Here is a 20058-nt window from a genome sequence, read left to right as displayed (position 1 = left end):
ACGGGACACGGCGAGAGGGACACGGCGAGGGCCGGCCCGGTGCTCCGCGCACCGGACCGGCCCTCACCTGCTGCCCGTGGGCCTCACGCGCTGAGCGGGAACTCCTCGCCCAGCTCGCGGAAGACCGCGCCGTTGAAGTCGAAGGCGCGCTTGCACTCGTCGATGATGCGCTGCTTCTCCAGGTCGTCCGCGGCGATGCCGTCCAGCAGCTCCCGGTAGGTCCGCTTGAAGGCGGCGGGGTTGGTTATGGCGGCGAAGACGTAGAATCGCACGCCGTCACCCTTGCGCTCGAAGCCCCAGGTCCGCTCCGCCTTGTCGCGGATGATCTGCCCGCCGGAGAGGTCGCCCAGGTAGCGGGTGTAGTGGTGGGCGACGTACCCGCCCGGCCAGGTGGCCGCGCACTCGGCCACGCGCTCCGCGTACGCACGCGTCGCGGGCAGCGCGCTGACGCGCTCGCGCCAGTCCGGGCCCAGCAGGTGCGCGAGGTCCCGCTCGATCTCGGCGACGCGCATCAGCTCGGGCTGGATGAAGGGCCCCGCGACGGGGTCCTCGCGCAGCGCCCCGGCCGCGTCCTCCAGAGCCCGGTACACGAACCACAGCTGCTCGGTGTACCGGGTGTACGCCTCGACCCCGAGCTGCCCGCCGAGCAGGTCGCTCATGAAGGAAGAGGTCTCGGCCTCGGTGTGCTGCTCGTGCGAGGCGACACGGATGACCGTGGAGAAGGCGTCCAAGACGGACCTCCGTAGAAGAGGAATCGGGCGTGGCGGCATCGCCACCCACGCCCGATCTTCCTACTTAGGTTTGCCTAAGTCAATGTGTTCCCGACGCCTTGTCGGTAAAAAATGAAGCCGCCCCGCGGGGCCCGCGCACTAGGGCAGGGTCAGGATCTCCGCCCCGGTGTCGGTCACCACGAGGGTGTGCTCGAACTGCGCGGTGCGCTTGCGGTCCTTCGTGACGACCGTCCAGCCGTCCTCCCACATGTCGTACTCGTGGGTGCCCAGCGTCAGCATCGGCTCGATGGTGAAGGTCATGCCGGGCTCGATCACGGTCGTGGCGTGCGGGCTGTCGTAGTGCGGGACGATCAGGCCGGAGTGGAAGGACGAGTTGATGCCGTGCCCGGTGAAGTCCCGGACCACGCCGTAGCCGAAGCGCTTCGCGTACGACTCGATGACCCGGCCGATGATGTTGATCTGACGGCCCGGCTTCACGGCCTTGACGGCCCGGTTCAGGGCCTCGCGGGTGCGCTCCACCAGCAGCCGCGACTCCTCGTCGACCTCGCCGCACAGGTAGGTGGCGTTGTTGTCGCCGTGCACCCCGCCGATGTACGCGGTCACGTCGAGGTTCACGATGTCGCCGTCGCGCAGGACGGTCGAGTCGGGGATCCCGTGGCAGATGACCTCGTTGACCGAGGAACACAGGGACTTGGGGAAGCCCCGGTAGCCCAGCGTCGAGGGATAGGCGCCGTGGTCGCACATGTACGCGTGCGCGACCCGGTCCAGCTCGTCGGTGGTCACCCCCGGAGCGATGTGCTTGGCGGCCTCCTCCATCGCCTGGGCGGCGATCCGGCCGGCGATGCGCATGGCCTCGATGGTTTCGGCCGACTGCACCTCCGGACCGGTGTACGGGGTGGGCGCGGGCTTGCCCACGTACTCGGGGCGGCGGATGTTTCCGGGAACGGAACGGGCGGGAGAGAGCTCGCCTGGTACGAGCAGCGACTGGCCGGACATGCAAGCGAGTGTATCCAGCGGGGATGGGGCAGCATGGCGGCAGAGAGAGCCGGAGAGCGGCATCGAGAGGAGCCTGACGACGATGGCCCTGTTCAAGAAGCGCCAGGTGGGCAAAGCGGGCGAGTGGTACTACTGCCTGGTCCACAAGAAGGTCGAAGAGGGACCCGAGTGCCCCGCCAAGGACCGTTTCGGCCCTTACGAGACGCCCGAGGAGGCCGGCCGCGCCATGGAGGCGGCGCAGGAACGCAACCTCGAGTGGCAGAACGACCCCAAGTGGAACGACAAGACCCGCGAGGAGGAGGAAGGCGAGGGCACGGCCGGCACCGCCACCTGAGCCCGCCCCCGCGGCAGGGCCCTCACCAGCGGCTGGGTGGTGGCGCGGTCAGCTGGTCGGCCAGCCGTGCCAGCCGGTCCCGCAGCCGCCGAGGCCCGCGCTGCACCGGCAGGCCGTTCTCCCCGGCCGCCGCGCTGACCAGGTGCTGCACCGTGTCCAGGTCCAGCTCGGCGGCGCCCCGCGGCACCGACAGTGCGTCGTGCGCGAGCGTCCCCAGATCCGGGTCCCCGCCGTCCAGCGACAGTACGGTGGCCCCCGCCCGCCGGGCGTCGTGCACCCGCTCCAGCAGGCCCTCGCCGGGCCGCTCCGGAGCCACCACCAGCAGCGTGTGCCCGCGCCGGGCCGCCTCCAGCCGGCTCAGCCCGACCGACAGGTGCGGCGGCTCACCCGGCCGCACGTGGTGGCGTACCAGGGTCGGCGCCAGCTCCGGCAGACCCGACCAGGCGGCCTCGTCCACCAGGTGCGCCGCCATGTGCCAGGGCTCGTACTGCTCCGTCCCCACCAGCAGCAGACTGCCCCCGGCCGGCATCACCGAGCGCCGCAGCGCCCCGGCGAAGCGCCGGGCGTCGCCCGGCCACTGCGTACCGGCGAGCACCTCCCGCAGCAGAGCGACCCTCACGGCATCCATGTCGGCATCCTGCACCATCCGTGGCCCCCGGGAGCGCGCATCGCCGCGCCCGGGCCCCGGCCGGTCCCCGCGTGCCCACCCCTTCGACCTTGGCCTACTCGGCAGTACCCTCGCCCCCATGACTTCCTCAGACAGCACGCAGAAGCCCCCGGCCAAGGACCCCTGGGACCTGCCCGACGTCTCCGGCCTCGTCGTCGGCGTCCTCGGCGGCACCGGGGACCAGGGCCGCGGCCTCGCCTACCGGCTCGCCCGGGCCGGCCAGAAGGTGATCATCGGCTCCCGCGCCGCCGACCGCGCGCGCACCGCGGCCGAGGAACTGGGGCTCGGCGTGGAGGGCGCGGACAACGCCGAATGCGCGCGCCGCAGCGACATCGTCATCATCGCCGTGCCGTGGGAGGGCCACGCCAAGACCCTCGAAGCGCTCCGCGAGGACCTCGCGGGCAAGCTCGTCGTGGACTGCGTCAACCCGCTGGGCTTCGACAAGCAGGGCGCCTACGCCCTCCAGGTCGAGGAGGGCAGCGCCGCCCAGCAGGCCGCCGCCCTGCTCCCCGACTCCCGCGTCACCGCCGCCTTCCACCACCTCTCGGCGGTCCTGCTCCAGGACGAGTCGGTGGAGGAGATCGACACCGACGTCATGGTCCTCGGCGAGTCCCGCGCCGACACCGACCTGGTCCAGGCCCTCGCGGCCCGCATCCCCGGCATGCGCGGCGTCTTCTCGGGCCGGCTGCGCAACGCCCACCAGGTCGAGGCCATGGTCGCCAACCTGATCTCCACCAACCGCCGCTACAAGGCCCACGCCGGCCTGCGCCTCACCGACGTCTGACCGGCCCCGCCCCTGCCGCCCCGGCACGTCCGTGCCGGGGCGGCAGGGGCATGGGGGACACTGGAGGGGCTCGACCCGTCTTGTGTTCCCGAGGAGCTGTTCCGGATGCCCCGCCTTGCCGTCTTCGCCGTTGTCGTCTGCGCCCTCGCCGTGGCCGCGGCCGTGATCGCCTTCGTCGAGGGGAGCTTCCTCGGGATCGTGTGGGTGCTGCTCGCCGGCCTGACGTCCAACATGGCCTGGTACTACATCCGCAAGGCGAAGGCCGAGAAGCAGGCCTGACGGCGGGCTAGCCCTGCTCGACGACGCAGTAGCCGTCCGTGTCCTGCCAGAAGCGGTACAGGTCGCGGCCGCAGTACGTCTCCAGGTCCGACACGCCCAGCGAGCTCAGCACTCCGCTGACCACGTCGAAGAAGAACGCGTTGACCTCCGGGATCCACAGCAGCGCGAACACGCCGATCAGCGCGAACGGGGCCAGCGGCGCCAGCTCCCGGCGCGCCCGGTGCGAGAGCCACGGCTCGATCACCCCGTAGCCGTCCAGGCCCGGCACCGGCAGGAAGTTCAGGATCGCCGCCGACACCTGGAGCAGCGCCAGGAACGCCAGCGCGAAACGGAACGCCATGGGCACCCCGTCCAGGGCGTCCAGCCAGAACGGCGCCGTGCACACGATCGCGAAGGCCACGTTCGTCAGCGGCCCCGCCGCCGAGACCAGACTGTGCTTCCAGCGGCCCTGGATCCGGTCGCGCTCGATGTACACGGCCCCGCCGGGCAGACCCAGCCCGCCCAGGATCACGAACACCACCGGCAGCACGATGCTGAGCAGTGCGTGCGTGTACTTCAGCGGGTTCAGCGTCAGGTAGCCCTTCGCGCCGACCGAGATGTCCCCGCCGTGCAGGGCGGTCCGGGCGTGCGCGTACTCGTGCAGGCACAGGGACACGATCCAGGCCGCCGTCACGAACAGGAACACCGCGAGACCGGTGCTCGTCGCGTACCCCGTCCACACCGCCCAGCCGGTGACGGCCATGACGGCGACGATGCCGAGGAATACGGAACTGATCTGCCGCTCGCCGCGGCTGCCCTGGTGACCCATGCGGCGAAACCTATCCCGGGGCCCCGGCGGGCGGGGGTCCGGGGCCGGTTCCCCGTACGGGGACAATGGGCCGGTGCGCTACGCGATTCTCGGCACCGCCCAGGCCCTCCACGACGACGGGAACCCCGTCGCCGTCGGCGGCGCGCGCCTGCGGGCGCTGCTGACCGCCCTCGCGCTGCGGCCCGGCCGGGCCGTGCCCGTCGCGCTGCTCGTCGCCGAGGTGTGGGACGCCGACCCGCCGGGCGACGCCGCGGCCGCGCTCCAGGCGCTCGTGGGGCGCCTGCGGCGGACGCTGGGGCGCGCGGCCGTACGCTCCGTCGAGGGCGGCTACCTCCTGGAGGCGCGGCGCGAGGACGTCGACGTGTACCGCTTCGAACGCCTCGTGCGGACGGCGGCGGCCACCCCCGACCCCGCCGGGGCGGCAGCCCTGTACGACGAGGCCCTCTCCCTGTGGCGGGGCCCGGCGCTGGCCTCCCTCCCCGACGCGACGGCCGAGTCCGCGCGCTGGGAGGCCGTACGGATGGACGCGCGCCGGGGCCGGCTCGGCGCGGCGCTCGCCCTGGGCGAGGCGGAGTCGGCGCTCCCCGAACTGACCGCGCTCTGCGCCCGGCAGCCCCTGGACGAGCCCCTCCAGGCGCTGCGCATCGAAGCCCTGCGTGCGGTGGGCCGCCCCGCGGAGGCGCTGGCCGCTTACGAGGAGGTCCGCCGCGACCTCGCGACCCGCCTGGGCACCGACCCGGGCCCAACCCTCCGCACCCTCCACACCACCCTCCTCACCCCGACCCCGACCACGCCACCCGTCCCGGCCCACCAGGCCCCGGCCGTCCCGGGCCACGGGTTCCCCGCGGCCCCCGGCTACCCGGCCCCCGACCGGCAGGCTCCCGCCGGGCCGGAGCGCCTGCCCGTCGGCGGCCCCCACCTTCCGGGCGCCGCCGGTCCGGGTCACCCGGACCCGGGGCATCCGGGGCCCGTGGCAGCCGGGCACGCGGGTGCCGCCGAGCCGGGTCACCCGGCCGCGGCCGGGCCGGGGCACGGGGCGGTCGCCGGGCACGGGCAGCCGGTGTCCGCCGCCCCCGGGCCGGGGAACCTCCGGGCGCGGTTGACGACCTTCGTCGGGCGGGAGGAGGACATCCGGGTCATCGGGGAGGATCTCGCGCGGGCGCGGCTCGTCACCCTGCTCGGGCCCGGCGGGGCCGGGAAGACGCGGCTGTCGCAGGAGGCCGCCGAAACGCACGCCGCAGGCGACTGGCCCGACGGGGTGTGGATCGTCGAGCTGGCGCCCGTGGACGATCCGGAGGACGTCGCCGAGGCCGTCCTCGCCGCCCTCGGCGCCCGTGAGACCAAGCTGCGCGGCGCCGCCGCCGAGGAGCTGCGGGCGCTCACGGGGGCGGGCGGGGACGACCCGCTGGCCCGGCTCGCCGAGCACTGCTCCCGCCGCCGGCTGCTGCTGCTCCTGGACAACTGCGAGCACGTCGTCGACGCCGCCGCCACCCTCGCCGAACACGTCCTCACGCACTGCCCGGGCGTGCGGATCCTGGCCACCAGCCGTGAACCCCTCGGCGTCCCGGGGGAGTTGCTGCGGCCCGTGGAGCCGCTGCCCGACCCCGTCGCGCTGCGGCTCCTCGGTGAGCGAGGGGCCGCCGCCCGCCCCGGGTTCTCCGTCGCCGACGACCCGGCCGCCGCCGCCGAGATCTGCCGCCGCCTGGACGGTCTGCCGCTGGCCATCGAACTGGCCGCCGCCCGGCTGCGGCTGCTCACCCCGCGCCAGATCGCCGACCGCCTCGACGACCGCTTCCGCCTCCTGACCAGTGGCGCCCGCACGCTCCTGCCCCGCCAGAAGACCCTGCGCGCCGTCGTCGACTGGTCCTGGGACCTCCTCGACGCACCCGAACGGGCCGTCCTCGCCCGCCTGTCGGTCTTCGCCGGCGGCTGCGACCTCGCCGCCGCCGAAGCCGTCTGCGCGCACGGCTCCCTCGACGTCGCCGACGTCCTCGGCTCCCTCGTCGACAAGTCCCTCGTCGTCGCCGAGCCGGGCGGCCCCGACGGCATGCGCTACCGGCTCCTGGAGACGGTCGGCGAGTACGCCGCCGAACGCCTCAACGCGGCCGACGGCGCCCTGGAGGACACCGCGCGCCGCCACCTCGTCCACTACCGCGAACTCGCCCGTACCAGCGAGCCCCTGCTCCGCGGCCACGGCCAGCGGCAGGCCGCCGACCGGATCGCCACCGAGTACGAGAACCTCCGTACGGCCCTGCGCCGCGCCGTCGCCACCCGCGACACCGACGAGGTGCTCTGCCTCGTCCATTCCCTGGGCTGGTACTGGCACATGCACGACCAGCGCGCCGAGTCCCGGCACTGGACCGACGCGGCCGCCGCCCTCGGCCCCAACCCCTTCCTGCCGCCCGTGACCCCCGCGCAGCCCGTGTACACGCAGCTCGTCGACTCACCCCCGCCCTACTCCGGCGAGGTCCGCACCGAGGCCTGGCGCGCCCTCCACCTGGTCCAGCTGGCCTCCCGGGACCAGACCAACGCCACCTGGGACTCCCCGGAGGTCCGCGCCCTGGTCGACGGGGTCCTCGCCACCTACCGGCCGGGGCTCCCGCAGACCTGCCGGACGCCGGCCTTCCTGTGGATCTACGCCGTCATGATCGCGGGCGACACCGGGCTGCTCCAGCGTGTCGTCGACGCCACCGTCGACACCTCCCGCACCCTCGGCTACCGCTGGGAACTGGCCTCCGCGCTCCAGCTGCGCGCCAACATCCTCGCCAACCGCGCCGACTGGGCGGGCGACGCCTCCCGCGACGCCGAGGAGAGCCTGGCCCTCTTCCGCGAACTCGGCGACACCTGGGGCTGCGCCGAGGCGATCTCCGCCCGCGCAGAGGCCCGGGAGAAGTGCGGCGAGTACGACCTCGCCACCCAGGACTACCGCGAGGCCATCTCCTACGCCGAACGCCTCGGCGCGAAGGCCCAGGTGGCGGTCCTGCGCGTGCGGATGGCCGGAACCCTCGCCGAGGCCGGCCGGAACGAGGAGGCCGAGGAGATCCTCACCGAGATCACCGGCACGGTCCAACGGTTCAGCAACGAGGCCATGCCCGCCGCCCGGATGTTCCTCGCGGGCGTCCTCGGCCGCACCGGCCGGATCACCGAGGCCCGCGCGCAGCTCCAGCTCCTGCGCGACGAGTTCGCCTTCGGCGCCTTCGCCATCTTCGACGGCTTCCTGCTGGGCACGATGGCCTGGCTGGACAACCAGGAAGGCTGCCACGAGGAGGCCCTGGAGCGGCTGCGCCAGGCCCTGCGGGTCGTCGAGGACCCCATGGCGCGGATGATGGCCCCGCAGATACCGGCGGTCTACCTGATGACCGCGAGCCTTGCCCTGGCCTCCCTCGGCGGCCGGCAGCGCAGCCGCGACGCCGCCCGGCTGCTCGGCGCCTACCGCGCCCACCTGCCCCCGGGGCACTTCCGGGTCAGCACCGAACGCGAGGACAGCGCCCGCGCCGAGGAGCTGGCGCGGGCGGCACTGGGCGACGCCGCGTACGAGGCGGCGTACGCCGAAGGCGGCGGCCTCACCCTGGAGGAGGCCACCGCCCTCTTCTGATCCGGCTCCGTCCCCCGTGCGGGTCCGTCCGGGACGCGATCCGGACGGACCGGCCGGACGCGGATCAGGTCTTCTGGCGGAACTTGCGGACCGCGATCGGCATGGTGACCGCCGTGATGGCGACCGACCAGGCCAGGGTGATCCACACCGAGTTGCCGAGCGGCGTGCCGTTGATCAGGCCGCGCGCCGCGTCGGCCAGGTTGGACAGCGGGTTGACGTCGGTGAAGCTCTGCAGCCAGCCGGGCATCGTCGTCGGCGGGGCGAAGATCGAGCTGCCGAACTGCAGCGGCATCAGGACGATCATCGCCATGCCCTGCACCGCCTGGGCGGTCTTCAGGGTGAGACCCAGCAGGATGAAGATCCACATCAGCGAGGCGCCGAAGACCGCCGACAGCCCGATGGCCAGGAACAGGTCCACCACCGACGACTTGATCGACAGGCCGAGGATGAAGCCCATGCCGAGCAGGATGGTGATGGCGACCATCATCCGGCCGAGCTCGACGACGATCTTGGCGACGAGGACCGAGGACCGGGCGATCGGCATGGACCGGAAGCGGTCCATCACGCCCTTCTTGAAGTCGTCGTTGACGCCGGTGCCGACGCCCATCGCGATGTTCATGCCCATCATGGCCATCAGGCCGGGGACCACGTAGTTGACGTAGTCGCCCTGGTTGCCCTTGCCGGAGATCGCGCCGCCGAAGACGAACACGAACAGCAGCGTGAAGATGATCGGCATGAACAGGACGTCGAACATCGACTCCGGGTCCTGCTTGATCTGCAGGGCGTTGCGGCGCACCAGCGCGCCGATGTGCCGCAGGTTGGCCCGCAGGCCGATCCGGCCCTCGCCGGGGGCCTCGGTCCGCCCGGCCGGGGCGGTGACGGCGTCGGCGGGCTTGGTCGTGGTGACGGAGCTCATGCCGCTACCTCCTCGGTGATGGCGGGCTTCTGCCCGGTGATGGACAGGAACACCTCGTCCAGGCTGGGCAGGTACGTGCCGAGGTCGGCGATGGCGTACCCGCGGGCGGCCAGCAGGCCGACCACGGCGGTCAGCTGCTCGTCGCTGAGGATCGGCACCAGCAGCGCCCCCTCGTCCGGCACGGCCTGCGAACCGGCGACGCCGTCCAGCCCGGCCTCCGCGAGGGCGCGGGCCATGCCCGGCAGGCCGGAGGGATCGACGGGGCGGATCCGCAGCGTACGGCCGCCGACCTTCGCCTTCAGCTCGTCGACCTTGCCGCTGGCGATGACCTTGCCGCGGTCGATGACCGTCAGCTCGCTCGCGAGCTGCTCGGCCTCCTCCATGTACTGGGTGGTGAGCAGGACGGTGGCGCCCTCGGCGACCAGCCGCTGCACCTCGTCCCACACCTCGTTGCGGGTACGCGGATCCAGACCGGTGGTCGGCTCGTCCAGGTAGAGGACGGCCGGGTTGCCGATCAGCGAGGCGGCCAGGTCGAGCCGGCGGCGCATACCGCCGGAGTAGTTCATCGCGGCCTTCTTCGCGGCCTCGGTGAGGGAGAACCGCTCCAGCATCTCGTCGGCGCGGGAGCGGGCGTCCTTGCGGGACAGGTCCAGCAGCCGGCCGATCATGTAGAGGTTCTCCCAGCCGGAGAGCTTCTCGTCGACCGAGGCGTACTGGCCGGTGAGGCCTATGGTGCGGCGCAGCTGCCGGGGCTGGAGGACCACGTCGTAGCCCGCGACCCGGGCGGTGCCCGCGTCCGGGATGATCAGGGTGGACAGGCAGCGCACCAGGGTGGTCTTGCCCGCGCCGTTCGGTCCGAGGACCCCGAGGACCGTGCCCTCGCGGACATCCAGGTCGACCCCGTCGAGGGCCTTGGTCTCGCCGTAGTGCTTGACCAGCCCCCGTACTTCCACGGCGTTGGGGTTCTTGTCGTTTCGCGTCATGTCCACCATGGGACCAGTCGTCACTGACAAAGCACCGACAGACGGCCGACAGGCGACCGACAGGCAGCCGACAGCCCGTCGGCGCCGGGCCGGCGGGCTGTCGGTGGAGGCCCCGGAGGACCGGGTGGGACTAGTGGAAGGCGTGCTGCTCCTGCGGGAACGTTCCGCCGACCACGTCCTCGGCGAAGGCCTTCGCCGCGTCACCCATGGTCGCCCGGAGGTTCGCGTACTGCTTCACGAACTTCGGCAGCTTCCCGCCGGTCAGCCCCATCATGTCGGTCCACACCAGCACCTGCGCGTCGCACTCCGCGCCGGCCCCGATGCCGACCGTCGGGATGTGCAGGGACCGGGTGACCTCGGCGGCCAGCTCGGCCGGGACCAGCTCCAGCACCACCGCGAAGGCGCCCGCGTCCTGCGCGGCCTTCGCGTCGCGCAGCAGCTGGTGCGCGGCCTCGTCGCCCCGGCCCTGCACCCGGTAGCCCATGGCGTTCACGGACTGCGGGGTCAGCCCCAGGTGCGACATGACCGGGATGCCCGCCTGCACGATCAGCTCGGTCTGGGCGAGGGAACGCTCGCCGCCCTCCAGCTTGACCGCGCCGACCCCGGCCTCCTTGACCAGCCGGGTGGCGTTGCGCAGGGCCTGGACCGGGCCCTCCTGGTACGAGCCGAACGGCATGTCGCCGATGACCAGCGCGCGGCTGGTGCCCCGTACGACCGCCGCGGACAGCATGGTCATGTGGTCCATGGTGACGGGGACGGTGGTGTCGTAGCCGAGGTGACAGTTGCCCATCGAGTCACCGACGAGGATCACCGGGATGCCGGCCTCGTCGAACACCGACGCCGTCATGGCGTCGTAGGCGGTGAGCATGGGCCACTTCTCGCCGCGCTCCTTGGCGAGGTTCAGGTCGCGAACGGTGATGCGCCGGGTGCCCTTGCCCCCGTACAGGGTCGGGCCGGAGGCTTCGCGGGCAGGCGAAACGGCGTGCGTCATTGCAACTGCTCCTTGTGTCATCTCGAGGCGCCCTCACGGCGTCCCCGGACTCACCCACCATGGTGGCACCCGTCGGGCCGGAGGCGGAAGTGGCGCGGACCCGGCGCACTGACCCGTACGTCACACTCCCGGCCCTCCCCGGGGGCGCGGGGGCCAATGTGCGCGTTTCGTGACAAGCGGAACCTAGGCCGCACGGCCGTTCGTCCTCCCGGTGGTACGGCCGCGAGGACGGCACGGAAGGCTTCGAACATCGCCTAGGGTCAAAGGGCGGGGACGGAGCGCGAGCACGGCAGCGAGGACACGGCATGGCACAGGCGTACTTGACGGAGACGGGGAACGACGGCTCCGAGCCCGAGCCCTCCGGATCCGGTCTGCGGCGCCGGCTGGCCGAGCTGCGCCGCGACCCGGGCATCTGGAAGCGCGGGATCGTGACCGCCTCGGTGGCCGCCGTGATCTCGCTGATCATGATCTTCCACGCGGAGCTGCCCAACGACGTGGGCAACCTCGGCAGCCTCACCGAGACCTTCCTGCCCTGGCTGGGCCTGGCCGTACCGGTGCTGCTGGTCATCGCGGTGGTCCGCAAGTCCGCCACCGCGCTGATCTCGATACTGCTGACGGCCGCCGTCTGGGCCAACCTCTTCGGCGGGCTCGTCACCGACAAGTCCGGCTCCGGCGGCAACCTGACCGTCGCCACCCACAACGTCGACGCCGACAACCCGGACCCGCGCCGCACCGCCGAGTCCGTGGCCAAGTCGGGGGCCGACGTACTGGCCCTGACCGAGCTCAAGGCCGACGCCGTCCCCGTCTACGAGAAGGCCCTCGAAGGCACGTACAAGTACCACGCCGTCGAGGGCACGGTCGGGGTGTGGAGCAAGTACCCGCTGACCTCCAGCAAGCCCGTGGACATCCGGCTGGGCTGGGTCCGGGCCATGCGCACCACCGTCGCCGGCCCCTTCGGTGACCTCGGCGTCTACGTGGCCCACCTGCCCTCGGTCCGGGTCAAGCTCAACGCCGGCTTCACCGCCAACCAGCGCGACAACAGCGCCGACGCGCTGGGCGAGGCCCTCGCCTCCGAACCGCTGAAGAACGTGGTCCTGCTCGGCGACCTCAACGGCACCATGAACGACCGCGCACTGTCCGAGGTCACCTCCCAGATGCGCTCCACGCAGGGCGCGGCCGGAGACGGCTTCGGCTTCAGCTGGCCCGCCCAGTTCCCGATGGCCCGGATCGACCAGATCCTGGTGCGCGGGGTGAAGCCGGAGGCCTCCTGGACCCTGCCGCGCACCGGCAGCGACCACCTGCCCGTGGCCGCCCGGGTGACCGGGCGGCCGTAGGGCGGCGGCCGCGGCGCGGGCCGGCTACGCCTGCTCGCGCCAGCCGTTCGTGATGGGCAGGCGGCGGTCCTTGCCGAAGCCCTTCGCGGAGATCTTGGTGCCCGGCGGGTACTGGCGGCGCTTGTACTCGGCGGCGTCCACCATCCGCAGGGTCCTGGCGACCAGCTCGGGGTCGAAGCCGGCCGCGACGATCGCCTCCAGGCCCTGGTCGCGGTCCACGTACAGGTCGAGGACCGCGTCGAGCACCGGATAGTCGGGCAGCGAGTCCGTGTCGACCTGTCCGGGCCGCAGTTCCGCGCTCGGCGGCTTCACGATCGAGTTCTCCGGGATCGGCGGGGTCTCGCCGCGCTCGGCGGCCGCCCGGTTGCGGTACCGCGCGAGCCGGAAGACATCCGTCTTGTAGACGTCCTTGATCGGACCGTAGGCGCCGACCGAGTCCCCGTAGAGCGTGGAGTAGCCGACGGCCAGCTCGGACTTGTTGCCCGGGGCCAGCACGATGTGGCCCTCCTGGTTGGAGAGGGCCATCAGCAGGGTGCCGCGCAGCCGGGACTGGAGGTTCTCCTCGGCGAGGCCGGTGAGGCCCAGCGCGCCCATGTAGGCGTCGAACATCGGCTCGATCGGGACGGTCCGGAAGTGGAGGCCGGTCCGCTGCGCCAGGTCCGCCGCGTCGCCCTTGGAGTGCTCGGAGGAGTACTTCGAGGGCATCGCGACGCCGTACACGTTCTGCGCGCCGATCGCGTCGCAGGCGACGGCCGCGACGAGCGCCGAGTCGATGCCGCCGGAGAGCCCGATCAGGACGGAGCGGAAGCCGTTCTTGCGGACGTACGCGCGCAGGCCCACGACCAGCGCGTCGTAGATCTCCTCGTCGTCGTCGAGCCGGTCGGCGTAGCCGCCGGGCACCACCGGGTCGTACGGGGCCACGGGCTCCTCGGACAGGATCACGCGGTCGATGCGCAGCCCGTCGTCCACGACGCCCTCGGGGGCGTCGGCCCGGGCGGCGGGCAGCTCCAGGTCGACCAGGACGCAGCCCTCGGAGAACTGCGGGGCGCGGGCGATCACCTCGCCGCCGGCGTCCACGACGATCGAGTCCCCGTCGAAGACCAGCTCGTCCTGGCCGCCGATCATCGCCAGGTAGGCGAGGGTGCAACCGGCCTCCTGGGCGCGCCCCCGCACCAGCTCCAGGCGCTGGTCGTCCTTGTTGCGCTCGTAGGGGGAGGCGTTGACCGAGATCAGCAGACCGGCCCCGGCGGAGCGGGTGGCGGGGACGCGGCCGCCCTCCTGCCAGAGGTCCTCGCAGATGGCGAGGGCCACGTCGACGCCGCGCACCCGGATCACGGGCTGGGTGTCGCCCGGCACGAAGTACCGGAACTCGTCGAACACCCCGTAGTTGGGGAGGTGGTGCTTGGCGAAGCGCAGCACGACCTCGCCGCGGTGCAGGACGGCGGCCGCGTTCTCGGGGGAGCCGGCCGGGCGGCCGAGCCGGGGCGCGGCCTTCTCGGTGCGGTCCAGGTAGCCGACGACGACCGGCAGCTCGTCGAGGCCCTCCGCCGCGAGGCGCTCCGCGAGGGTGCGCAGTGCGGTGCGGGAGGCCTCGACGAAGGACGCGCGCAGCGCGAGGTCCTCGACGGGGTACCCGGTCAGCATCATCTCGGGGAACGCCACCAGGTGGGCGCCCTGCTCGGCGGAGTGCCGGGTCCAGTGGACGACCGAGTCGGCGTTGGCGGCGATGTCGCCGACGTGCGAGTCGATCTGATTCAGCGCGAGGCGAAGTTGAGGCACCCCGCCAGTCTAATCGTCTTTCTGACGCGATGTCCGGGAATCCGCGCGGAACGGCGGTACCGGGCGGGGTCCGGACGGGGTCCGGACGGGGTCCGGCCGGGCGGCCGGACCCTTCGCACCGGCCGGCGTCAGCCGATCGGGCCGGCGAACTTCACCTGGTCGAGGAGGGTCCCGCCGGAGATGGAGGCGCTGATGTTCGTGGTCCCCTCGGGCACCTCGAACGCCGCGACCCCGCTGGCCGACTGCCCGGGCAGGATCGAGCCCGTGATCATCTTCGGTACGCCGCCGGCGCTGTCGTAGACCTGCTGGGCGGTCCCGCCGCTGCCGTCGCGGACGCTGGGCACGGCGTAGATCACGTCGTGCGGCGCGTCCGTGTCGTTGGTGATCGTGATCGCGATCCGGACCGCGTTCTTGATCCGGTCACGGGCGTAGCCCTTCGGCTCGTACTTCGTCGGGACCCCGAGGCTGACCTTGAGTCCGTTGTCGTACGTGAAGGTCTCGCCGAACGGCAGCGCGCTGGTCAGGCCCGGCACCTGGGAGGGGGACGCCGACGGGTCGTCCTCCGGGTACATGTGGTCCAGCTTCTCGCGCTCGCGCTCGAGGCTCCGGTCGATCGCCTTGCCGGTCTCCTTGACGACGGCGACGGTGATGAAGAAACCGGCGACCGAGGTCAGGATGCTGAGCAGGCCCAGGATCGTGCCCGCCAGGGCCATCCCCTTGCGGGGGCCGCCGTTGCGGGCGCGCACCACGGCGGCGATGCCGAGGCCCAGGCCGACCAGGCCGAGGACCGTACCGGCCCAGAAGAAGAACGGGGCGAAGGCCACCGGGAGGGCGATGATGCCGAGCACCAGGGAGGCGATGGCCATGCCGTTGGTGGGGCCGGAGGGCCGCTGCGGGTATCCCGGGTAGCCGGGGTGCCCGGGGTATCCGGGTGCCGCGGGCGGGCCGGAGGCGCCGGCGCCGTAGCCGGGACCGGGGGGCGGGCCCCAGGGGCCGCCGGGTGCGGCGGGCGCGTCCGGGGCGCCCGGGGCGCCGAACGCGCCGGCCGGGGGAGCGGGCTGCTGCGCCGGGGGCGTGAGCGGCGCGAACTGCGGCCGCGGCGCGTCCGGCGCGGGCGGGGCGTGCGGCGCGGGCGGGGCGTGCGGCGCGGGCGGGGCGTGCGGCGCGGGCGCCGCGAAGGGGTTGACCTCCGTGGGCGTCGGCGGCGTGGGGGCCGGGGCCGGGGTCTTCGACAGCGACGGCCGGGCCGCCTCGGGTATGGGCGTTCCCGAGGGCTCCGTCGGCGGACCGGGCGGGTTGCTGGGCGGGTTCGGGGGCGTGCTCATACCTGGCGGCGTCCTTGTGGAGGTGAGTGCGGCGTACCGCGGCCTGCGGCCGTGGCGTACGGGAACCACGGCGCCCGCCAGCCTGTCACGGCCCCCGGTGGCCTCCAACCGGATTCGCCCCACGCGCCACCCGCACCATCCGGAATGAGGTGATGTGTCGTAATCGCCCCCTGGGGCTGGGCAACGCGGCAGCCGGGAACCGCGTCCTCCAGGGCGTGGGGCCCGGATCCGACCGGAGGGCCGGCCACGGACCTGCTTAGGATTGGTCACACTATGCGCACAAATGGGAACGCATGGGCCGTCGCGGCCCCCATCGGCCTCGGCGCGGCCGCCTACACCGCGTGGGTGCTCGAAGTGGTCCTCTCCACCGGCCTCAACCCCATCGAGACCTACGTCAGCGAACTCGCCGCCCAGGACCAGCCCCTCGGAGGCCTCTTCCGGGCCACCGACTTCACCGCCGGCCTCCTCGCCTTCCTCGGCGGCCTCCTCGCCCTGGCCCGGCTGACCCGCCACCCCGAGTCCCGCCGCCCCTGGGCGGTCGCCGGCTGGGCCGGAGTCACCCTCTTCGGCGCGGGCACCGCCGCGGACGCCTGGCTCCCGCTGAGCTGCCAGCCGACGGTGGACCCCGAGTGCGCCGCCCGCGAGACCGCCGGACTGGTCCCCGCCACCCACCAGGCCCACGCCGTCAGCAGCAGCCTCGCCATGACCGGTGCGCTCCTCGGCATAGTCGCCCTGACGGTCGCGGCCCGCCGCTACGGCTGGTTCGCCCCGCTCGCCCGCTACGGCCCCGCCCTCGTCGCGCTGGAACTGCTCGCCACCGTCTGGACCCTGACCGCCATCGCCCTGTTCACCGCCGGGCGCGGCACCTGGGCGCTCGGCGCCGGGCAGCGGCTCCAGGTGCTGCTCGTGGCCCTCTGGCTGGGCCTGCTCGCGTACTCCGTCCACAAGGAGCGGCGTACGTGACCCGCCGCGCGTTCTTCCTCCGGGTGGCCGGCGTCCCCCTCCACGTCCGCGTCGACGGCCCGCCCCTCCCGGACGGCGCCGGCACCGGCAGCGGTGGGCCGCCCGTGGTGCTCAGCGCCGGGCTCGCCATGGCCTGGTTCGACTGGGACCCCGTCGCCGCGGAGCTCGCCGCCCGGGGGCGTACCGTCATCCGCTTCGACCGGCCGGGCCACGGACTCAGCGCCCCGGCCCTCGAACCCCCGACCGCCGCCGGGGAGGCCCGGCGGATCGCCGGCCTGCTGGACGCCCTCGGCCTGCCCCCGGAGGCCCGGGTCACCGTCGTCGGGCACTCCATCGCCGGGTTCCACGCCGAGGCCTTCGCCCGCCTCCACCCGCACCGCACCGCCGCCCTGGTGCTCCTCGACCCCAGCGTCGAGGAGGCCCCCCGCACCCTGCTGCCCGCCGCGCTGCGCACCGGCGCCGCCCGCGCGCTCGGCCGGGCCGTGACCGCCGTCGGGCTCCCCGCCGCGCTCGGCCCGGCGGCCCGGCGCGCGGCCGTCCGCGCGGCCCGGGCGGGCCGGGCGCCGGACCCGGCCGCACGCGACCTCGTACGCCGCTGCTACCGCACGGGCCGGGTCTGGCGCGGGGCCCTGCTGGAGAACGCCCGCTACCCCGACGTGGCCGCCGAGGTGCTCGCACTGGCGGCGCGGCTCCCGCTGGCCGCCCCCGCCACCGTCCTCGCGGGCCACGAGGGCGGCTCCGGCCGCGCCGGGCAGCGCTGGCTCGACCGGCAGGCGGCCCTGGCCCGCCGCCTCGGAGCCCGCTTCGAGGTCGCCGAACCCGCCGGCCACCTGGTCATGCTGGACCGCCCGCACCAGGTGGTACGGGCGGTCCTGACGGCCTAGGCCGTCTCTTCCGGATCTTGCCTGGCCCGCGCCGCCCGGCACCGCACCTCGCCGCGTTGGCGGGGCGCCCGAGTACGTCCAGTACACGGACGCCCCGCCAACGCGCCGAGGCACGGCACCGGACGACGCGGGCTTAACCGGCAAGATCCGAAAGAGACGGCCTAGCTCTTCGCGTACACCTCGGCCGCCCAGCCGGCTATCTGCTCCTCGGAGAGGTGCTTGGCGAGATCGGCCTCGCTGATCATCCCGACCAGCCGCTTGTCCTTGATCACCGGCAGTCGGCGGATCTGGTGGCTCTGCATCTCCTGGAGCACCTCGGACACGTCCGCGCCGGCGTCGATCCAGCGCGGGGTGCCCCGGGCCATGTCACCGGCCGTGATCCTCGACGGGTCGTGCCCCTTGGCCACACAGCCCACCACGATGTCGCGGTCGGTCAGGATGCCGCAGAGCCTCTCGTCGGCGTCACTGATGGGCAGCGCGCCCACATTCAGCCGGGCCATCAGCTGCGCGGCCCGGTCCAGGGTCTCGGTGGCGGGGATCCACTGGGCCCCGGGGTGCATGATCTCTGCGGCGGTGGTCATCGCGTCAACCTCCTGAGCATGCCGTCGCGGCGGGCGCGGGCGCGTCCGTCCCGGCGTCCTCATCCTCGTTCGGCTGTTCGGAGTACGCGACTCCACGCGAGGCGGACGCACCCGTACGGGTGAGAACCCGCCCGGCGCCGCGGCCCCGGGCACCGCCCCCGTACGCCGGCGGGGCCGCCCGGGATCCCCCGGACGGCCCCGCCGCCTGCCCGCCTCAGCCGCGCGGGGCCGCCCCGCGCTGCTTCAGCATGTCCGCCATCAAGGTCAGCTCCGACTGCTGCGCCTCGGCCATCCCCTGCGCCAGCGCCCGCTCCGCCGGGACCCGGCACTGCCGCGCACAGGCCTCGGCCATCGCCACGCCGCCCTTGTGGTGGTCGGTCATCAGCTGGAGGTACAGCACCTCCGCGTCCCGGCCGCCCGCGGCGCCGAGCCGCACCAGCTCCTCCTTGGTGGCCATGCCCGGCATGAGCGCCCCGTCCTGCGCGGCCTGGGCGCCGTGCCCCGCGTGCCCGGTGTGGCCCCCCTGTTCCGGGGCCGCCATCCAGGACATCGGCGGCTCACCGGACACCACCTTCGGCAGGTCCCACAGGTCCAGCCAGCCCAGCATCATGCCGCGCTGGTTGGCCTGCGTGTTGGCGATGTCGTAGGCGAGGCTGCGCACCGGCTCGTCCTGGGTGCGGTCGCGGACGACGAAGGACATCTCGACCGCCTGCTGGTGGTGCACCGACATGTCCCGGGCGAAACCGGCGTCGGGGGAGTACAGCGAGGGCCGCGTGCCCGCCCCCGCCCCCGTACCGCCCGCGGGGGCGGCGACCGTGGCCCCCACCGCGAACAGCACGGCCAGCACCACGGCCGCGCCCGCGGCCCAGTACGTACGGGTCGTCGTACGGGTCACTTGTCGGCCAGCCCGTTGGTGCAGGCCGCGCCCGGCTCGGGGGTCTGCGGGCCCTGCACGTACTTGGTGAAGAACTGCGCCACCCGGGGGTCGGACGCGTCGTCGACCGTCAGCTGCCTGCCCCACGCGCTGAGCATGATCGTCCCGCCCTGCTCCTTGACCGGGCTCATCAGCGTGTACGGGGTCTTCGCCACCGTCCCGGCGAGCTTGTCCAGGTCGGCCTTGGCGGCCTTCTCGTTGTACGTCACCCAGACCGCGCCGTGCTCCAGCGAGTGCACGGCGTTCACCTCCGGCACCGGGTTCTTGTAGACGTCGCCGTTGCAGTTCATCCAGCGGGGGTGGTGGTCCCCGCCGACGGGCGGGTTCGTCTCGTACTTGACCGGGGTCTCGACGTGGTTGCGGCCCAGCTTCTTCGCGTCCCACTCGCGCTCGCCGCTCACCGGCGAGTTGCGGGCCGCGGTCGCGGCCTTCTCCTTCTGTTCCTTCTGCTGCTTCTGGTCGATCAGCACCCACGAGCCGAAGCCGATGAGTCCGGCGACGACCGCCGTCGACACGGTGATCGCGATGATCCGGTTACGCCGTTCGCGTGCCCGGTCGGCGCGGCGCATCTCGGCTATGCGGCTCTGCCGGGAGTGCTGGTCCTGGTCCGGTGTCCTGCTGGCCATGTGCCCTGGTTCCTTCTGCTGAGGGGGGTGTCGGGATGGAGCCGGTGGTGCAGCGAGGGGTGCGCCGCGCGGGGCGGCGCCGGACCCGTCAGGTCCGCAGCACTTGCAGGGCGTGCAGGTCGGGGGCGCGCGCGAGCGTCCCGGGCGGCCGGACCGGCCCGCCGGAGGCCCGGCGTACGGGCGCCGGCGGCCCGGCGGCCCCGGCCGCGCTCACGGCGGGCGGCGGGGCCGGCAGCACGGCCGGGGTCACGTGCGACAGGCCGGAACAGCCCGGAAGGTCGTACGGGGACACGCACGCGGCGTGCGCGGCGTCGGCCCCGGCCCAGGCCCCGGCCCGTACGGGATGCGCCTCGGCGGGCCGCGGGCACAGGAACGCGGCCGCGGCCACCACGCCGAAGGCGAACAGCAGCAGGAAGGCGGCAGCGCGGCGGGCGGGACGCCGTCGGCTCCCGTTACGCGTGTGCTGCCGGCCCCCCATGGGCGCAGATGGTAATGCTCATGACGGGTGGGAGGTCAGTGCGGGGGTGTCACCACCTTTCGGGGGTGCG

At 73.6% G+C, this 20058-nt stretch carries 20 protein-coding genes; 7 read left to right on the top strand and 13 right to left on the bottom strand.

The genetic code is table 11. The annotated features are described in order from the left end of the window. Positions 1–83: 83 nt before the first annotated feature. Both OOK31_RS24240 and map read right to left on the bottom strand, forming a co-directional pair. Positions 84–731, bottom strand: coding sequence for a heme oxygenase (biliverdin-producing) (locus tag OOK31_RS24240; protein ID WP_267089407.1), 648 nt, complete (start codon positions 729–731; stop codon positions 84–86). A gap of 138 nt (positions 732–869) precedes the next feature. Continuing rightward, positions 870–1727: a type I methionyl aminopeptidase gene (map, locus tag OOK31_RS24235; RefSeq protein WP_267089406.1), complete on the bottom strand. Its 858-nt coding sequence runs from the start codon at positions 1725–1727 to the stop codon at positions 870–872. Between the two features lie 82 nt (positions 1728–1809). On the opposite strand from map, the gene OOK31_RS24230 reads away from it, so the two are divergent. After that, complete coding sequence (locus tag OOK31_RS24230; RefSeq protein ID WP_267089405.1) at positions 1810–2061, top strand: hypothetical protein; 252 nt, start codon at positions 1810–1812, stop codon at positions 2059–2061. 22 nt (positions 2062–2083) lie between these two features. On the opposite strand, the gene OOK31_RS24225 is transcribed toward OOK31_RS24230, so the two are convergent. Further along, positions 2084–2689 (bottom strand): hypothetical protein, encoded by a 606-nt coding sequence (locus tag OOK31_RS24225; RefSeq protein ID WP_267089404.1) that lies wholly within the window; start codon positions 2687–2689, stop codon positions 2084–2086. Positions 2690–2807: 118 nt separating this feature from the next. On the opposite strand from OOK31_RS24225, the gene npdG reads away from it, so the two are divergent. Both npdG and OOK31_RS24215 read left to right on the top strand, forming a co-directional pair. Next, positions 2808–3512 (top strand): NADPH-dependent F420 reductase, encoded by a 705-nt coding sequence (npdG, locus tag OOK31_RS24220; protein ID WP_267089403.1) that lies wholly within the window; start codon positions 2808–2810, stop codon positions 3510–3512. A gap of 105 nt (positions 3513–3617) precedes the next feature. Next, on the top strand, positions 3618–3791 hold the full coding sequence (locus OOK31_RS24215) for a hypothetical protein (RefSeq protein WP_267089402.1): 174 nt from the start codon (positions 3618–3620) through the stop codon (positions 3789–3791). 7 nt (positions 3792–3798) lie between these two features. Here the strand turns inward: OOK31_RS24215 and OOK31_RS24210 are convergent, their stop codons facing one another. Continuing rightward, positions 3799–4599: a site-2 protease family protein gene (locus OOK31_RS24210; protein WP_267089401.1), complete on the bottom strand. Its 801-nt coding sequence runs from the start codon at positions 4597–4599 to the stop codon at positions 3799–3801. A 73-nt stretch (positions 4600–4672) separates the two neighbouring features. Between OOK31_RS24210 and OOK31_RS24205 the strand changes: the two genes are divergently transcribed. Continuing rightward, positions 4673–8194, top strand: coding sequence for a BTAD domain-containing putative transcriptional regulator (locus tag OOK31_RS24205; RefSeq protein ID WP_267089400.1), 3522 nt, complete (start codon positions 4673–4675; stop codon positions 8192–8194). A gap of 64 nt (positions 8195–8258) precedes the next feature. Here the strand turns inward: OOK31_RS24205 and OOK31_RS24200 are convergent, their stop codons facing one another. From OOK31_RS24200 to panB, 3 genes are all read right to left on the bottom strand, one after another. Further along, positions 8259–9110: an ABC transporter permease gene (locus tag OOK31_RS24200; RefSeq protein WP_267089399.1), complete on the bottom strand. Its 852-nt coding sequence runs from the start codon at positions 9108–9110 to the stop codon at positions 8259–8261. Next, positions 9107–10093: an ATP-binding cassette domain-containing protein gene (locus tag OOK31_RS24195; protein ID WP_267089398.1), complete on the bottom strand. Its 987-nt coding sequence runs from the start codon at positions 10091–10093 to the stop codon at positions 9107–9109. Before OOK31_RS24195 ends, OOK31_RS24200 begins: the two co-directional genes overlap by 4 nt. Positions 10094–10223: 130 nt before the next feature. Next, complete coding sequence (gene panB, locus OOK31_RS24190) at positions 10224–11105, bottom strand: 3-methyl-2-oxobutanoate hydroxymethyltransferase (RefSeq protein ID WP_267089397.1); 882 nt, start codon at positions 11103–11105, stop codon at positions 10224–10226. 284 nt (positions 11106–11389) lie between these two features. On the opposite strand from panB, the gene OOK31_RS24185 reads away from it, so the two are divergent. Beyond that, a complete protein-coding gene (locus tag OOK31_RS24185) occupies positions 11390–12418 on the top strand; it encodes an endonuclease/exonuclease/phosphatase family protein (RefSeq protein ID WP_267089396.1) in 1029 nt (342 codons plus the stop codon). A 24-nt stretch (positions 12419–12442) separates the two neighbouring features. Here OOK31_RS24185 and OOK31_RS24180 read toward each other — a convergent pair whose 3' ends face one another. Both OOK31_RS24180 and OOK31_RS24175 read right to left on the bottom strand, forming a co-directional pair. Then, positions 12443–14197 (bottom strand): NAD+ synthase, encoded by a 1755-nt coding sequence (locus tag OOK31_RS24180; protein WP_267089395.1) that lies wholly within the window; start codon positions 14195–14197, stop codon positions 12443–12445. A gap of 128 nt (positions 14198–14325) precedes the next feature. Further along, positions 14326–15522 (bottom strand): hypothetical protein, encoded by a 1197-nt coding sequence (locus OOK31_RS24175; RefSeq protein ID WP_267089394.1) that lies wholly within the window; start codon positions 15520–15522, stop codon positions 14326–14328. 273 nt (positions 15523–15795) lie between these two features. Here OOK31_RS24175 and OOK31_RS24170 point away from each other — a divergent pair, with 273 nt between their 5' ends. Beyond that, positions 15796–16485 (top strand): DUF998 domain-containing protein, encoded by a 690-nt coding sequence (locus OOK31_RS24170; RefSeq protein ID WP_267089393.1) that lies wholly within the window; start codon positions 15796–15798, stop codon positions 16483–16485. After that, the gene (locus tag OOK31_RS24165) at positions 16482–17369 is read left to right on the top strand and encodes an alpha/beta fold hydrolase (RefSeq protein WP_267089392.1); all 888 of its coding nucleotides are present in this window, start codon (positions 16482–16484) and stop codon (positions 17367–17369) included. Before OOK31_RS24170 ends, OOK31_RS24165 begins: the two co-directional genes overlap by 4 nt. 161 nt (positions 17370–17530) lie before the next feature. On the opposite strand, the gene OOK31_RS24160 is transcribed toward OOK31_RS24165, so the two are convergent. The 4 genes from OOK31_RS24160 to OOK31_RS24145 all read right to left on the bottom strand — a co-directional run bounded on the left by OOK31_RS24160 (position 17531) and on the right by OOK31_RS24145 (position 19988). Beyond that, a complete protein-coding gene (locus OOK31_RS24160; protein ID WP_267089391.1) occupies positions 17531–17950 on the bottom strand; it encodes a CBS domain-containing protein in 420 nt (139 codons plus the stop codon). Between the two features lie 214 nt (positions 17951–18164). Next, a complete protein-coding gene (locus OOK31_RS24155) occupies positions 18165–18845 on the bottom strand; it encodes a DUF305 domain-containing protein (protein WP_267089390.1) in 681 nt (226 codons plus the stop codon). After that, the gene (locus tag OOK31_RS24150) at positions 18842–19510 is read right to left on the bottom strand and encodes a DUF3105 domain-containing protein (RefSeq protein WP_267089389.1); all 669 of its coding nucleotides are present in this window, start codon (positions 19508–19510) and stop codon (positions 18842–18844) included. Before OOK31_RS24150 ends, OOK31_RS24155 begins: the two co-directional genes overlap by 4 nt. An 88-nt stretch (positions 19511–19598) precedes the next feature. Next, positions 19599–19988, bottom strand: coding sequence for a hypothetical protein (locus OOK31_RS24145; RefSeq protein WP_267089388.1), 390 nt, complete (start codon positions 19986–19988; stop codon positions 19599–19601). Positions 19989–20058 lie beyond the last annotated feature (70 nt).

Origin of the sequence: Streptomyces sp. NBC_00249 (genome assembly GCF_026342355.1) — a bacterium.
Lineage (GTDB): Bacteria > Actinomycetota > Actinomycetes > Streptomycetales > Streptomycetaceae > Streptomyces.
Note: the sequence above shows the minus strand (reverse complement) of the source record. Positions and strands in the feature narration are given on the sequence as shown.

What these genes read in the sequence shown, in the direction of transcription:
- OOK31_RS24230 (WP_267089405.1), top strand. Translation starts at nt 1,810, where the DNA reads ATGGCCCTGTTCAAGAAGCGCCAGGTGGGCAAAGCGGGCGAGTGGTAC.
- OOK31_RS24170 (WP_267089393.1), top strand. Translation starts at nt 15,796, where the DNA reads ATGCGCACAAATGGGAACGCATGGGCCGTCGCGGCCCCCATCGGCCTC.
- map (WP_267089406.1), bottom strand. Translation starts at nt 1,727, where the DNA reads ATGTCCGGCCAGTCGCTGCTCGTACCAGGCGAGCTCTCTCCCGCCCGT.
- OOK31_RS24160 (WP_267089391.1), bottom strand. Translation starts at nt 17,950, where the DNA reads ATGACCACCGCCGCAGAGATCATGCACCCCGGGGCCCAGTGGATCCCC.
- OOK31_RS24175 (WP_267089394.1), bottom strand. Translation starts at nt 15,522, where the DNA reads ATGAGCACGCCCCCGAACCCGCCCAGCAACCCGCCCGGTCCGCCGACG.
- OOK31_RS24145 (WP_267089388.1), bottom strand. Translation starts at nt 19,988, where the DNA reads ATGGGGGGCCGGCAGCACACGCGTAACGGGAGCCGACGGCGTCCCGCC.
- panB (WP_267089397.1), bottom strand. Translation starts at nt 11,105, where the DNA reads ATGACACAAGGAGCAGTTGCAATGACGCACGCCGTTTCGCCTGCCCGC.
- OOK31_RS24225 (WP_267089404.1), bottom strand. Translation starts at nt 2,689, where the DNA reads ATGGATGCCGTGAGGGTCGCTCTGCTGCGGGAGGTGCTCGCCGGTACG.
- OOK31_RS24210 (WP_267089401.1), bottom strand. Translation starts at nt 4,599, where the DNA reads ATGGGTCACCAGGGCAGCCGCGGCGAGCGGCAGATCAGTTCCGTATTC.
- npdG (WP_267089403.1), top strand. Translation starts at nt 2,808, where the DNA reads ATGACTTCCTCAGACAGCACGCAGAAGCCCCCGGCCAAGGACCCCTGG.
- OOK31_RS24200 (WP_267089399.1), bottom strand. Translation starts at nt 9,110, where the DNA reads ATGAGCTCCGTCACCACGACCAAGCCCGCCGACGCCGTCACCGCCCCG.
- OOK31_RS24185 (WP_267089396.1), top strand. Translation starts at nt 11,390, where the DNA reads ATGGCACAGGCGTACTTGACGGAGACGGGGAACGACGGCTCCGAGCCC.
- OOK31_RS24215 (WP_267089402.1), top strand. Translation starts at nt 3,618, where the DNA reads ATGCCCCGCCTTGCCGTCTTCGCCGTTGTCGTCTGCGCCCTCGCCGTG.
- OOK31_RS24195 (WP_267089398.1), bottom strand. Translation starts at nt 10,093, where the DNA reads ATGACGCGAAACGACAAGAACCCCAACGCCGTGGAAGTACGGGGGCTG.
- OOK31_RS24150 (WP_267089389.1), bottom strand. Translation starts at nt 19,510, where the DNA reads ATGGCCAGCAGGACACCGGACCAGGACCAGCACTCCCGGCAGAGCCGC.